Origin of the sequence: Proteus sp. FME41 (genome assembly GCF_014897315.1) — a bacterium.
Lineage (GTDB): Bacteria > Pseudomonadota > Gammaproteobacteria > Enterobacterales > Enterobacteriaceae > Proteus.
Window position 1 is genome coordinate 24,368 of sequence record NZ_JABUYL010000005.1, and the last position, 15,734, is coordinate 40,101.

Sequence of the window (15,734 nt, forward strand, 5' to 3'; positions counted from 1 at the left end):
AATAATGAGAACGCAAAGTCATTCTCATATCATTGAATTGACTCATGTATCCCAACATTATGGCGATACCAAAGCGCTTGATGATGTGACATTGACTATCCCCGCAGGAAAAATGGTGGGACTAATTGGCCCCGACGGTGTAGGTAAATCCAGTTTAATTTCTCTTATCTCGGGGGCGAGAGAGATTCAAACAGGACAAGTGATTGTTTTAAACGGTGATATGAATGATGTTGAGCATCGAAGAGCTGTTTGTCCCCGTATTGCCTATATGCCGCAAGGGCTGGGTAAAAATCTTTATCACACACTGTCTGTTTTTGAAAATGTTGATTTCTTTGGTCGCTTATTTGGTCAATCAAAACAAGAGCGAGCTGAACGTATTAATGATTTACTTGAAAGTACAGGATTAGCTCCATTTCGTGATAGGCCTGCGGGTAAGCTTTCTGGAGGAATGAAACAAAAACTTGGTTTATGTTGTGCGTTAATTCACGATCCAGAATTGCTTATTCTTGATGAGCCTACAACAGGGGTTGACCCTTTATCACGCGCTCAATTTTGGGAGTTAATTAATCGGATACGTAAACGCCAAACAAATATGAGCGTGTTAGTTGCAACCGCTTATATGGAAGAGGCAGAGCGTTTTGATTGGCTTGTTGCCATGGATGCAGGAAAAGTATTGGCAACGGGTCATGCGGATGAATTAAAAACACAAACTCATACCGATGAATTAGAAGCTGCGTTTATTGAATTGTTACCCGAAGAAAAGAAAAAGAATCACCAAAAAGTCATCATTCCACCAAGAGATAAAAGTGACGATGATATTATCGCCATCGAAGCTCAAGATTTAACCATGCGTTTTGGTCAGTTTGTTGCCGTCGATCATGTCAGTTTTCGTATTCCGAAAGGTGAAATTTTTGGTTTTTTAGGATCAAACGGTTGCGGTAAATCAACCACAATGAAAATGCTAACCGGATTATTAGAAGCCAGTGAAGGGCGTGCTTGGTTATTTGGTCAAGAGGTTGATCCTAAAGATATCGAAACTCGCCGCCGAGTGGGTTATATGTCACAAGCTTTTTCGCTTTATAGTGAATTAACCGTTCGCCAAAATCTTGAATTACACGCCAAACTTTTTCATATTCCTGAAGAAGAAATTCCTCAACGTGTTAAAGAAATGAGTGAACGTTTTAATTTAACTGATGTTGAAGACGTGATGCCAGATGGTTTACCACTAGGTATTCGCCAACGTTTATCACTAGCCGTTGCCGTTATTCATAAACCTGAAATGTTGATATTGGATGAACCGACCTCGGGGGTTGACCCCATTGCGCGAGATATGTTCTGGAACTTGATGGTTGACCTTTCAAGACGTGACGGTGTCACTATTTTTATCTCCACACACTTTATGAATGAAGCTGCACGTTGTGACCGAATGTCATTAATGCATGCGGGTAAAGTACTGGTGACCGATACACCTTCAAATTTAGTCAAAAATAGTCAGTTTGATACACTTGAAGAAGTGTTTATTGATTACCTTAAAAAAGCATCAGGTGAGCAGGAAGCACCTGAACTGAATGAAAAAGCACTACAACTTCCAACATCTACTCATGACAGTGCAGAAAAAGCATTAAAGCAGCGATTTAGCTTACGGCGTTTGTTTAGCTATAGTATTCGTGAAGGTATGGAGCTACGTCGTGATCCGGTACGCCTTACTTTGGCTCTATTGGGAACAGTGATCCTAATGTTTATTATGGGCTATGGTATTAGTATGGATGTTGAAAATCTTCGTTTTGGTATTATGGATAGAGACCAAACGGGATTAAGCCAAGCATATAGCCAAAATCTTTCGGGTTCTCGTTACTTTATTGAAAAAGCCCCCATTACAGATTATGACCAGCTTGAACGTCGGCTTCGTAGTGGTGATATTACAGTTGCAATTGAAATCCCTCCTAATTTTGCTCGTGATGTTGCAAAGGGAAATACGGTAAAAATAGGTGTTTGGATAGATGGTGCCATGCCAAATCGTGCTGAAACAGTACGTGGCTATATTCAAGCAATGCATTTAACATGGATGCTTGACATGGCAATGCGACAACCTACAAATGTGGTTGATAAATTATCACCGATTAATATCGAAACACGTTATCGCTATAACCCAGATGTAAAAAGTTTACCTGCTATTGTACCTGCCGTTATCCCTCTGTTGTTAATGATGATCCCTGCCATGTTAAGTGCATTAAGTGTGGTACGTGAAAAAGAGCTGGGTTCTATTATCAACCTTTATGTTACACCAGTGACTAAAGCTGAGTTTTTATTAGGTAAACAATTTCCTTATATTTTATTGGGAATGTTTAACTTCTTTATGCTCTGTGCGCTTTCAGTCTTTGTATTTGGTGTTAGTTTTAAAGGCAGTATGCTCACACTTTCTTTAGGTGCATTGCTCTATATTACGATAGCAACGGGCATTGGGTTATTAATTTCTTGTTTTATGAAAAGTCAGATTGCCGCTATTTTTGGTACCTCCATTATTACCTTAATTCCTGCGACCCAGTTTTCTGGGATGATAGATCCCGTTTCATCACTTGAAGGTATTGGTAAATGGATAGGATACATTTATCCAACTTCTCACTTTTTAACGATCTCGAGAGGAACCTTCTCTAAAGGATTAAATCTTTTTGATTTGCCTTGGTCTTTTATTCCTTTGCTTATTACTATCCCAATTGTAATAGGGCTAAGTGTCTTTTTCTTGAAAAAGCAGGAGGCTTAAATGTGGCGTATAATTCAAAATGTGTTTAATTTGGGTGTAAAAGAGCTACGAAGCCTCTCACGTGATAAAGCGATGCTGGCATTAATTGTGTTTGCTTTTACCGTGTCTATTTATTCATCAGCAACCGTAACGCCTGGTTCATTACATAATGCTCCTATTGCAGTTGCAGATCAGGATAAATCACAGTTATCTGCACGTATTGTAAACAGTTTTTATATGCCTTATTTCTTACCACCGGCAGATATCACACCAGAGCAAATTGATGGTCTGTTAGATAGAGGAACTTATACTTTTGCACTAGATATTCCACCTAATTTTCAGCGTGACCTCTTAGCGGGTCGTAAGCCTGAAATACAAGTTAATATCGATGCAACACGAATGAGCCAAGCTTTTTTAGGGAATAGTTATATTCAAAACATCGTAATGGGAGAAGCGAAAACTTTTTTAGCCAAAAACAGAACGAACGATCCATTACCTGTTGATTTAGAAATAAGAATGAGTTTTAACCCAAATCTAACGCAATCTTGGTTTGGTTCCGTTATGGCAATTATCAATAATATTACGATGTTATCGATTGTATTAACGGGGGCTGCCTTAATACGAGAGCGCGAACATGGAACTATTGAACACTTGCTTGTGATGCCTGTAACCCCATTTGAAATTATGCTCTCTAAGATATGGTCAATGGGATTGGTTGTATTGTTGGCATCTGCAATGTCGCTCGTATTAGTTGTAAAATCGTTACTTCATGTGCCGATTGAAGGCTCAGTTTTACTGTTTATGTGCGGTGTTGCTTTAAGTTTATTTGCCACAACATCAATTGGTATTTTCTTAGGAACAATGGCGCGCTCAATGCCACAATTTGGTTTATTAATGATTATGGTATTACTGCCATTAAATATGTTATCTGGTGGGATGACATCACGAGAAAGCATGCCTCAGTTTGTACAAGATGTGATGCAGACAATGCCAACAACGCATTTCGTGAGTTTAGCTCAAGCTATTTTGTATCGAGGTGCAGATTTCTCGATTGTATGGCCCCAATTTATTACCTTAATTGTTATTGGTTCAGTATTTTTCTTGCTAGCATTATTACGTTTTAGAAAAACCATTTCAGCAATGGCCTAATAAATTTAGATATAAATCGATAAAACAACCCATTTTCTTCTATTATTAAACATAGAAGGAAGTGGGTTTTTTTATTAATCTAATTATTTCGATTTCCCATTACACTTAATAATTTACTTTCAATAAATAACATTTACCAAACAAAATTATATATTGATGATAATAAATTAAGTAAATCTAATTAATAAAGAATAATTGACTATGAAATGGTGGTTTTAATTGTTTTTATTGGCATATAAATAATGATTTAAATAAGGTTGAATTTATGAAAATAATAAAAATTTTAAAAAAAGTAACAAGAGAAAGAAAAGTTAATAAAGAAGAATATATTGGTATAGATATTATGGATATTAAACCGAACGGAGATAAATTATATTTACCTTACTCTGTAAACGCGTGGTATACCACGATACTTAATGAACCAATAACGATTATTCAACTTCCAACACCAATATCGGGTGCTCAGATTTTACTTCATATAACCCAAGGTTCAGGTGCAAATAAAATTACTTTTTTTAATGATGTTTTATGGCCTTTAGGCCGTAATCCTGTTTTGTCATGGAATAAGAATGCTATTGATATGATTCAGTTTATTGCACTTAACGGGAAATGGTTGGGGCGATTTATTGGTGGAGGTATGCATGTATCAGGATGAGAACTTAATGTCCGTTTATAATTTATTGTTTGGGCATCAATATTTTTTAGATAATAATACCGGATTAACCATTGATAGAAGCAAACAGCATTTTGTTTTTAATCCTGATAGTGTTTTATCAAATAATAGACATACCCTTGGATATACACGTTTAGAATCTCAACCTAATGGAGATGCAACAACAGAAGGGCAATCATTACAAATTTTAGGGTATCTTTACGTATATAAAGCAACGAAAGATAGTTATTGGTTAGATAAAGCAATTAGCTGTTTTGATGCTTATATTAAACATTTCTATCAGGGCCAAGCAATACCCGATCCTCCTCATGATAGATGGTTAAGTCAATGGATCATAAACGGCAAAGAACCGACTTTATCCAACTGGCCAATTAATTTTGATGAGCCTACAAATTCAGGATTCATTGATACTGAAATTATGTTTACCGATGGTATTTGCCAAATACCACACGGTGCCCCTTATTGGGGAGAGTACCTTGATATAGTGACACAAGCTTATCGAGGTAAATTGTCATATCCCAATATCAATGCCAGAGTTATTGGTCTTAATAAGGATGGAAGTATTAATTGGGGCCAAAAAGGTGAGTCTGTTAAATTAGCATGGTTGGTTGATTTGTATGGACGTAAAATTGATCATCAAGGCAATATTTTAGAAGAAAAAGCGGTTGAACCTAAAGGTTGTGTAAAAATGGTCTTACCGATTAATGGATTATGGAAATTATGCCATGCAAATATTCAGCCTGTAGAACAAGGTGGTTTTCTTATAAAACGAAATATGGCATGGCATAATCGACCGCTGAATATTCCTATTTTAGATAAGCAAAATTATGGGAATGCAGCAGATGCTGAAGAGTGGTTTTTAGAGGCAAGTTATACATTATGGAAAATAACCAACGAGCGCCATTATTGGTTAGTTTGGCGAAATTGTGCATTAATGTGTATGCGATATGCAAATATTGATTCTGATGATAAGTTTTTCCGACAATCGACAACTGAATTAACACCATTTACGGATGGGATCTCTTACGAATATCACTATCCTAAAAATTGTCATATTTCTTTTGATAGAGATAAACAGGGATTTATTAGAATTAAAACGGATAGAGATGCCTCAGTTACTTTAGAACAACAAAGTATTTCAAAGAAAATTGATAAAGACGCTAAAATAACAATTAATGTGGGAGGTGTAGATAAAAATAAAGAACCTTTAAAAGTCAGAATTAATATGGAAATTATTCCGCAGAGAAATAGTAATATTATACAAAACTGGTTTTTACCGCTTCCTGATACATCTTCCAATAATAATGTTATAAAGTATGAATTCAATGTAAGCTCACTTATTCAAAAAAATGAGAGTATTGAATACCTTACTGTTAATGATGTAGGGTACGTCAAACTTAGTGAGGATATTGAGACTTCATTTTATTTTGAAGATAATGTTATTGATGGTCGTTCGGCTGTTGTCCAACACATAGTAATAAAAGATGACAGTAAAATAATGATAGGGTTTTGGCTAACCAACCAAGGAAAGGCTATACCTACATCTTTTACATATAAATTAGATAAGAATCAATGGGAAATTATTATTTATGATGTGTCTCTTTGGCGTTGGTATTGGAAATTACCTATAACAGAAGGTAAGTGGTCTACGCTTCAATTAACATCTGAATCACTCATATTAACGACTTATCAGCCTTATCACTCAAATAACGAAACTAAGCCGAAGCATCCCACTCTACAAGCCGTATCCAGTATCACTTTAGCGGTAAATGATTTTGGATCAGACAATGATTCAGAAATTGTGTGGTATTGCTTTAACGATATACCCATTCGTTTTAACGATCTTGACGGTTGGACACATAAATTTTCAATAACCTTATCGGGTAATGAAAGTTTTGAAGGACTAATTGGTGATTGTGATATTAGTTATAATGACCTCAATAAACTTGCTTATACACCAGGTATTATTCCTTTTTCCAATAATTCCACAAAAGACTCATCCCAATTTGATTCATGGCGTGGATTACCTTATCCCGGTTATCAACATCCTTTTATATATATTCATGAAGATAACGCACAAACGCATTTAGAGAACATGTGCCAGTTTCTTTTTGATGCTCAAAAAGCTTATGAAGATAAATTTAAGGTAACAGGGCCGGTTGCAATGGCCTACGTATGGAACCGTTGGGATAATATTGAGTATGGTGAGGCCGATACTTTTATTTTTAATCATTGGGGGAGCGATGCATGGGCTGGTTATCAGCCACGAGCATTCGCGTCTGCGGCTAGAGCATGGTATGAACTAACCTCGAACCATAAAAAAGCCCCTGAAAACCTCATTCAATTTACCAATAATTGGGTTACCTATCTCATTAACTTTTTTGAAAAAGTCGGGGGGTTTCCGTGTGAGTTTCCTGCGGATTCCTTACCACCTGAAAATCGAAAATTTGTCGGTCATATGACAGGATTATGGCTATGTGGTCTTTGTTTTGCTGCAATGTCTGGATGTAAAAACAGTAAATTAGATTGGATTATTGAAAAATCGGTGACTGAACTTATTGAACACTATCAGGTTGTGTCTCCAACAAGCCCAATGAATGGCAGTTGGTCTCCTGCGGTAAGAATAGGCAGCGATAATGGCATGTTTTATGGATTCTGGTCAGGTGAAATTTTACGAGGATTAGGTATGTATATTTTATACAAGCAAGAAGTTGGTTAATTTATACCAACATCTAAATAGCCGTTATTACTTAATTTATTGGATGAAAAAGACGAGTTTTTAGAGATTATCAATATAGTTGGAATTATTTTCAGCAAAGGTACTTCTACTTCTATCTTGTTAGAAAATAATGATATTAAAAAAGGGATAATCGAAAAAATGATTAATTTAGGTGTTATCTAAAAGAATGTATTAGGTCAGTATGAATTTAGCCATTTTTTAAAGTGATACCATAATAACCAGCCGTTAAGGCTGGTTTATTTAATCAAGTTTATTTTGCGATTAACAAAATAACTGCTTTTCAGCAGGGATAACATTTAACTGCGATTGCCAGCTTTTTAGTGTTAATGTGGCCAGCATGGCTAAACCTTCGTAATAAGGGAATGCGCCTTGTAAAGACAGCTTCTCTAAATAGCGATAACCCCAAGGTAAAAGATGTTCTGCTAATAATTCATTGAGTTTTTCAGGGCGCGTTTCTGCAATCCAAGCCACCATCATCACCATTAAACCAAAGTGATCTTCAGGCTCATTTTGAGTTAACGCAATATCAATACCATTTTCTAGCATCCATTCACGTAAATCTAATGTTGAATTACCAAATAATACATTCTCATGATCAAGGTAAACAGAACCCCAAGGTGGCGCAGGTAATGCGTAAGGCCCTACAAATAAACGTTGATAAGCTTGCGCTAAAGTTTCTTCATTGAATGAGGTTTGTGAAAGTAGACTTGCAATACGTTGCTTTTCTTCATCGCTGCCATAAGGCCATTCTTCAACCCACTTTTGACTAGATAGTAGATCGACAATGTCACTTTTTTCAGTCGGTGCATAATAAAATGCTGCACCTAAAATACGGGCGGTGAGAGAAATGTCAGTAATAAGTTGTTGTTCCATAATATTTTTATAATCCGCTTAGATTTATTGTCTTTACTATATGCGATTTTCTATCTAAACATAATGACGAAGATTAAAAAAGAGTGATACCGCATTATAAAAGGAAAACCGCCATAACAGATAAAAAGTACATGCTTTTTACTATTACAGCGGTTTAAAGGATCAGTCTTTAATTAACCTACAACCGCCATACCGACAGTCATATGTAAACCATAGAACACACCGCGTCCGATAAATTCACCGGCAAACACAAAAATAAAGCCCAATGCTAATAAAGCAACAGATGGGTTATTTTTACGCAGAAGTGGTGTAATCCAGCAACTTAAGCCTAAAACTAAAGCCACTAATTTAATTCCCATTAACGCACCATAGTTAGGCACTAAATCCACTGCTTTTTGTACAGAGGTTTGAATAGAACCTAATTCAAAGCCTTGTGATGTTGCCACAATGGCACTCACAACAATCGCGATAACACTTAATAATGGTAATGCACTGACACAATTGAGGTTAAAACCTGCAATACGCAGTAAAAGTGCCGCTAAAATAGGGCCACCGATAAAGGCAGTTAATACAAAATTAAATGTGGTGTAGCTGTTATACCACGTTGGAACAGTATCAATTTGGTATACGCGAGATATTGCAGCAATAAATAACGCAGCCAATACCATAACTAGCGCGACGCATAATTTACCTAATGCAGCCGGCATCTTATTAAGCACAGCCAATAACCAGTAAATACCACCGAGCGCAAAGAAAATTGAACCGCTGGCAATTTCATTACTTAATGAAGAGTGGCCCAAACGAAGCAACGAATTAAAGGCACGTAATGGGGTGCCCATATGCATCATGGATAATAAAAAACCAATACCCATTAATGCCCAAAGACCAAACATGCTGTAATGTACTTTTCGGTTCATTTCGAGGGAAAGCTTACCCGAAAGGATAGCGCATCCCATAATAATAAAAGCGCCTGCGACACTTTGACCGATAACGGTAAAGAACATCAGTGGCCATTCATGCAATCCCACCATCTTACACCTCCTTTGGGTTTGCCAGATGACCAGTGGTATCACCCACAGGACGGCTATTGGCATTTAATTTAAGGACAATATTTGGCTTGGTATATTTAGCTGAAGGAAGTGGGGCGATTTCAGCTAAATCACCGTATTTTGCGCGTAATTCTTCAATTGGTGCCATATCTAATGCGCGCAGTGGGCAAGATTCGACACAAATTGGTTTTTTGCCTTCAGCAACCCGCTCATAGCAGCCGTCACACTTGGTCATATGACCTTTGACTTCATCAAATTGCGGTGCGCCATAAGGGCAAGCCATATGACAATAGCGGCAACCGATGCAAATCTCTTCATTCACGACAACAAAACCATCTTCGCGTTTGTGCATTGCACCACTTGGGCAAACTTTTGCACAAGCAGGATCATCACAGTGGTTACACGAAATTGATAAGTAATAAGCAAACACGTTTTGTGTATAAACGCCATCTTGCTCTGTCCAATCACCACCTGCATATTCATAAATACGGCGGAAATTAACTTCTGGGGATAAATTTTTAAAATCCTTGCACGCCAGTTCACAGGTTTTGCAGCCGGTGCAACGACTTGAATCAATATAAAAACCATATTGCGTTGACATAACCAGACTCCTTACGCCTTGACGACTTCAACAAGATTACTGTGAGAAGGATTACCCTTAGCAAGTGGCGAAGGGCGTTGTGTCGTTAACACGTTAATGCTACCTGCATGATCAATGCGGTTGCTATCTGGGTTATACCAAGCCCCTTCACTTAAGCCGACAACACCCGGTAAAATACGAGGTGTCACTTTTGCATTAATCCGAACTTCACCGCGATCGTTATAAATACGCACTAAATCGCCGTGTTTAATACCGCGCTTAGAGGCGTCTACCGGGTTTATCCACATTTCTTGTGGGCAGGATGCTTTTAAGACATCCACGTTGCCATAAGTAGAGTGAGTACGTGATTTATAGTGGAAACCGGTCATTTGTAATGGATATTTTTTCATTGCGGGGTCACCATAACTTTCAAACCCAGCAGAATAAACTGGCAGTGGATCAATCACATCGTCTGAGTCTAATTCCCATGTTGCTTTAATCTCAGCAAGTTGAGATGAATAAATTTCAATTTTGCCCGATGGTGTCGTTAATGGATTATTGTCAGGGTCTTCGCGGAATTTACGATAAGCAACGTGATGACCTTCAGGGTCACGTTTTTTGAAAATACCTTGAGCGCGGAACACTTCAAAAGTAGGAAGTTCAGGTACATTTTGACGAGATTGTTCATAAAGGTGACGTAGCCACTCTTCTTGAGTGCGGTTTTCAGTGAATTTTTCACCTACCCCCATACGTTTTGCTATTTCACTCGTCATTTCATAAATATTACGACTTTCAAAACGCGGTTTGATTGCTTGATCTGCAAAAATGACATATGCCATATTACCGGCAGATGCATCCATGCAGAAATCCATCTGCTCTGATGCAGTACAATCAGGCAGTAAGATATCGGCATATTTAGCAGATGAAGTCATATGGTTATCGATCACCACAATCATTTCGCATTTTTTATCGTCTTGCAAAATATCGTGAGTACGATTGATTTCAGAATGTTGGTTAACTAAACAGTTGCCTGCGTAGTTCCAGACCATTTTAATCGGTACGTCAAGTTTGTCTTTACCACGAATACCATCACGGGTTGCGGTCATTTCTGGGCCACGTAAAATGGCATCCGTCCACATAAACATTGAAATGCTGGTGGTAACAGGATTGGAGAAGGTTGGCATACGAACAAAAGGAATACTATAAGAGCCTTCACGAGCCCCAGTATTACCGCCGTTAATTCCCACATTACCGGTTAAAATAGAGAGCATCGCAATCGCACGAGAGGCTAATTCACCATTTGAACGGCGTTGAGGGCCCCAACCTTGGGTGATGTAAGCGGGTTTTGCTGACGCAATTTCACGCGCCAATTTCACAATACGTGAAGCAGGGATCCCTGTAATTTGTGCTGCCCATTCTGGCGTTTTGGGTTGACCGTCTGCGCCATCACCTAAAATATAGGCTTTATAGTGACCATTCTTTGGTGCACCTTCTGGCAGGGTAGTTTCATCATAACCTACGCAATATTTATCTAAGAAAGGCTTATCGACCAAGTCTTCTTTGATCATGACATACGCTAACGCATTGACTAATGCGGCATCTGTACCAGGACGAATAGGGATCCATTCGTCTTCACGGCCTGCACCCGTATCGGTATAGCGTGGATCGATGATAATCATTTTTGCATCAGATTTTTCACGCGCTTGCTCAACGTAATAGGTGACACCGCCACCACTCATACGTGTTTCGCCTGGATTATTACCAAACATCACGACAAGTTTGGTGTTTTCAATATCTGAAGGGCTATTACCATCTGCCCAACCACCATAGGTATAGTTTAAGCCAGCCGCGATTTGCGCCGTACTATAGTCACCATAGTGATTAAGATAACCACCACAACAATTCATTAAGCGAGCAATTAAGGTAGCACCGGGTGGCCAAGACTTAGTCATGGTGCCACCTAATGTGCCTGTACCATAATTTAGATAAATCGATTCATTACCATAATCTTTTATTAAACGTTTCATGGTATCTGAAATCGTATCAAACGCTTCTTCCCATGAAATACGTTCAAATTTACCTTCACCTCGTTTGCCAACACGTTTCATTGGATAACGTAAACGGTCTGGGTTGTAAACTCGGCGACGCATAGAACGACCCCGTAAACAGGCTCGAACTTGGTGTAATTCTTCGTAGATATCATTGCCGGTGTTGTCAGTTTCGACATATTTAATTTCACCATCAACCACATGCATACGTAATGGGCAACGACTCCCGCAGTTTACGGTACAGGCGCTCCATACCACTTTTTCACTATTTGTTGTTGATGTTGTTTCAGAGGCAACGGCTTGATTAAAAGGGAGCGATAATCCACCCGCGGTTATGGCTAAACCACCTGCCGCACCCGTTTTTACAAAATGGCGGCGAGATAAAGGGGTGGAAAGTAACGCCATCTCTTTGATGTTTTTCATACATTACTCACTTGATTATTTATATTTTTAAGAAAAAACAGAAGCTAACAAGCTTATAGAGAAATAATTATTGTTATTGTTGTTAAAAAATAAGCACTTTAACGTAGGTAATAAAACCCAACTGTTAATGTGGATACTACGTATTTTCTAAAAGTTGTAGTTGCTTTACATCAAAGAAAAGTGATTTATTACAAGCGTTACCAGTTTTTAAGGTCATCTTAAGTTTTTGTATTAGTTAAACTTAATCATTTGATTATTTTCTTTGTATAACTAAATATATAACGATTGATAAAGTGTTATAATGTTACTGATAACAACGAATAAGTAGAATAATAAGACACTATCCCTAAGATTTTATTGGATAATTCGCGAGTAAAATCAATATTCGTAATATTTTTTTCTAAACTATAATTATTTAACATAATGCTAATTTAATTAGCTAAACAATAATTTTGTTGTTTAGCTATTCCTTTATCCCCTCTTTTTTTATCATCAAAATATGATGGCTAAATCCTCTTTTTTGTCGTTTTGATCACAAATAAACTTGATTTATCCGTATTTTTATTGCCATTTCGGATAGGTTTTTATTTAATCAAATTATCAGCTAAACCGTTTTAGTTTTTTGGTTATCATTAATAATCGTTTATAAACAAAATAAGACTACAGAGGCTATGATGAATATTGAGAATATTGCTCGCCAGCTAGTGCCGTTATTGGGAGGTGCTGAAAACATTGCCAGTGCGGCGCATTGTGCTACCCGTTTAAGACTCGTTTTAGTCGATGACACGAAAGCAGACAAAGAGGCAATCAATAAATTAGAAGGTGTAAAAGGGTGTTTTAGTAATGCAGGGCAAATTCAGGTGATTTTTGGTACTGGCTTAGTCAATAAAGTGCATGCTGCCTTTATTGCTGCCGCGGGTATTGGTGAATCAAGTAAATCTGAAGCAGCAAATATTGCAGCGAAAAAACTTAATCCATTTCAACGAATAGCGAGACTACTTTCTAATATCTTTGTGCCTATTATTCCTGCAATTGTGGCGTCAGGTTTATTAATGGGACTACTCGGGTTAATGAAAACTAACCAGTGGGTAAGCGCTGATAATGCACTGTATATTATGCTAGAGATGTGTAGCTCAGCCGCCTTTATTATTCTCCCTATTTTAATTGGTTTTACAGCGGCAAAAGAGTTTGGTGGAAACCCTTATCTAGGTGCAACGTTGGGCGGAATTTTAACGCATCCTGCATTAACTAACGCATGGGGTGTGGCTGCGGGTTTTAACACCATGAACTTCTTTGGGTTAGAAGTGGCAATGATTGGTTATCAAGGGACGGTTTTTCCAGTCTTGCTTGCCGTTTGGTTTATGAGTGTATTGGAAAAACAATTACGTAAAGTTGTTCCTAATGCACTCGATTTAATTATCACGCCATTTTTAACCGTTATTATTTCGGGCTTTGTGGCGTTATTAGTCATAGGACCTGTTGGTCGCCTTTTAGGTGATGGTATTTCATTACTATTAAGCACCTTAATTACACAAGCGGGTTGGATAGCAGGGCTGATTTTTGGTGGCCTTTATTCTGTAATTGTTATTACGGGTATTCATCACAGTTTTCATGCTGTCGAAGCGGGTTTATTAGGTAACCCTAATATTGGGGTTAACTTTTTATTACCGATTTGGGCAATGGCGAATATTGCTCAAGGTGGTGCTTGTATTGCGGTTTGGTTTAAAACCAATGATGCGAAAATTAAAGCCATTACGATCCCTTCTGGTTTTTCTGCCATGTTAGGTATTACAGAAGCTGCCATTTTTGGGATTAATTTACGTTATGGAAAACCTTTTATTGCTGCATTGATTGGCGGTGCGGCGGGGGGGGCGTGGGTCGTTGGCTCGCATGTTTATATGACAGCCGTTGGATTAACGGCGATCCCTGGTATTGCGATTGTACAAGCTGGCTCGATCACCAATTATATTATTGGGTTGGTGATTGCCTTTGTCACTGCATTTGTTCTCTCTCTTTTACTAAAATATAAAGTGGAGTCTGCATAAATGAATAAAAATAAAGGGTTGTCTACGATCTTACAGGCGGTTATGCGTAATAGCGCTAACGTTATAAAAGATAAATATTATCCACGTTGGCATTTAGCGCCAGTAACAGGGTTATTAAATGATCCAAACGGATTTTGTTTTGATGGTGAATATTATCATCTGTTTTATCAGTGGAACCCTTTGTCTTGTGAACATAAACATAAATGTTGGGGCCATTGGCGTTCAAAAGATCTCATTAATTGGCAACATCAACCTATAGCTTTACTGCCCGATGAGTTTTATGACAAAGATGGTTGTTATTCTGGCAGTGCAGTGAGCAATAAAGGGCAGTTAACGCTCTGTTATACTGGCAATGTAAAATTTGAAAATGGCTCTCGCACAGCATGGCAATGTTTAGCTGTTGAAAATCAGCAAGGTGGTTTTGATAAATTAGGGCCTATTTTAGGGCTTCCTGAAGGTTATACAGGGCATGTACGTGATCCTAAAATTTGGCAATATAATGATGTCTGGTACATGGTATTAGGCGCACAAAACTTAGATAAACAGGGTAAAGTTTTACTCTATCGTGCATCTCACTTATATCAATGGCAATTAGTCAGCGAATTAGCAGGAAGCTATTTAGGCGGATTAGCTGATGCGGGTTATATGTGGGAATGCCCAGATCTCTTTGAACTAGGTGATCGCTTTATTTTATTAACCTGTCCCCAAGGTATAAAAAGAGAGCCACTACGATTTTTAAATTCGCATTCTAGTGCTTATTTAATAGGGGATTTTGATTATTCAACATTGCAATTTCAGCATGGTGATTTAATCGAACTAGATGCGGGGTTTGAGTTTTATGCACCTCAAACAACATTAGCCAATGGCAGACGTTTATTATTTGGTTGGATGGGCGTTCCTGATGGTGAAGAAATGTATCAGCCGACGATTGCAAATGGCTGGATACATCAAATGACCTGTCCTCGTGAATTACAAATAGTAGAAGGAGAGCTTTCTCAACAACCCATAAAAGAATTACAGCAACTCAGACAAAAGCCAACATATTGGCAAGGCCTTGCGGATAATGCTCCTGATATTAACGATTTTTCAATTGAGTTAGAGGTGCAACTATTTGGCTCTATTAACATCTGTTTTTCTGATACTCTTGCGTTAATTATTGAAAAAAACCAAGCGATATTAAAACGTCGCAGCTTAAAAAATGGGGAATGGCAGTCACGTTTTTGGTCTGGTGATATCAAACACCTTCAAATATTATGTGATAGTTCCAGTGTAGAGATTTTCTTTAATCACGGTATTGGTGTAATGAGCAGTCGTTTTTTTCCTTCAGAAAAACAAACAATCACGTTTTCAGGTAACGAGATGATTACGCTAACAACTTGGCAATTAAATGATGCATTGCCCAGTTGAATATGAA

At 37.9% G+C, this 15,734-nt stretch carries 10 protein-coding genes; 6 read left to right on the forward strand and 4 right to left on the reverse strand.

What is annotated here, in order from left to right; genetic code table 11:
• Positions 1 to 4: 4 nt before the first annotated feature.
• From rbbA to INT04_RS06280, 4 genes are all read left to right on the forward strand, one after another.
• Positions 5 to 2,761 (forward strand): ribosome-associated ATPase/putative transporter RbbA, encoded by a 2,757-nt coding sequence (gene rbbA / locus INT04_RS06265; RefSeq protein WP_193015462.1) that lies wholly within the window; start codon positions 5 to 7, stop codon positions 2,759 to 2,761.
• Positions 2,762 to 3,889 (forward strand): ABC transporter permease, encoded by a 1,128-nt coding sequence (locus INT04_RS06270; protein WP_193015300.1) that lies wholly within the window; start codon positions 2,762 to 2,764, stop codon positions 3,887 to 3,889.
• 265 nt (positions 3,890 to 4,154) lie between these two features.
• Positions 4,155 to 4,544, forward strand: a complete 390-nt coding sequence (locus INT04_RS06275) for a hypothetical protein (protein ID WP_193015301.1) — start codon at positions 4,155 to 4,157, stop codon at positions 4,542 to 4,544.
• Complete coding sequence (locus INT04_RS06280) at positions 4,531 to 7,281, forward strand: phage tail protein (RefSeq protein WP_193015302.1); 2,751 nt, start codon at positions 4,531 to 4,533, stop codon at positions 7,279 to 7,281. Before INT04_RS06275 ends, INT04_RS06280 begins: the two co-directional genes overlap by 14 nt.
• Positions 7,282 to 7,563: 282 nt before the next feature.
• Here the strand turns inward: INT04_RS06280 and dmsD are convergent, their stop codons facing one another.
• The 4 genes from dmsD to dmsA all read right to left on the reverse strand — a co-directional run bounded on the left by dmsD (position 7,564) and on the right by dmsA (position 12,275).
• The gene (dmsD, locus tag INT04_RS06285; protein ID WP_193015303.1) at positions 7,564 to 8,175 is read right to left on the reverse strand and encodes a Tat proofreading chaperone DmsD; all 612 of its coding nucleotides are present in this window, start codon (positions 8,173 to 8,175) and stop codon (positions 7,564 to 7,566) included.
• Positions 8,176 to 8,348: 173 nt separating this feature from the next.
• Complete coding sequence (locus INT04_RS06290; protein ID WP_193015304.1) at positions 8,349 to 9,206, reverse strand: DmsC/YnfH family molybdoenzyme membrane anchor subunit; 858 nt, start codon at positions 9,204 to 9,206, stop codon at positions 8,349 to 8,351.
• A gap of 1 nt (position 9,207) precedes the next feature.
• Positions 9,208 to 9,825 carry a DMSO/selenate family reductase complex B subunit gene (locus INT04_RS06295; RefSeq protein WP_193015305.1) on the reverse strand — a complete coding sequence of 206 codons (618 nt, stop codon included), beginning with the start codon at positions 9,823 to 9,825 and terminating at the stop codon, positions 9,208 to 9,210.
• An 11-nt stretch (positions 9,826 to 9,836) separates the two neighbouring features.
• Positions 9,837 to 12,275, reverse strand: a complete 2,439-nt coding sequence (gene dmsA / locus INT04_RS06300; RefSeq protein ID WP_193015306.1) for a dimethylsulfoxide reductase subunit A — start codon at positions 12,273 to 12,275, stop codon at positions 9,837 to 9,839.
• Positions 12,276 to 12,949: 674 nt separating this feature from the next.
• Between dmsA and INT04_RS06305 the strand changes: the two genes are divergently transcribed.
• Positions 12,950 to 14,320, forward strand: a complete 1,371-nt coding sequence (locus tag INT04_RS06305) for a sucrose-specific PTS transporter subunit IIBC (RefSeq protein ID WP_193015307.1) — start codon at positions 12,950 to 12,952, stop codon at positions 14,318 to 14,320.
• On the forward strand, positions 14,321 to 15,727 hold the full coding sequence (locus INT04_RS06310; protein WP_193015308.1) for a sucrose-6-phosphate hydrolase: 1,407 nt from the start codon (positions 14,321 to 14,323) through the stop codon (positions 15,725 to 15,727). It abuts the gene before it with no gap.
• Positions 15,728 to 15,734: the final 7 nt, after the last annotated feature.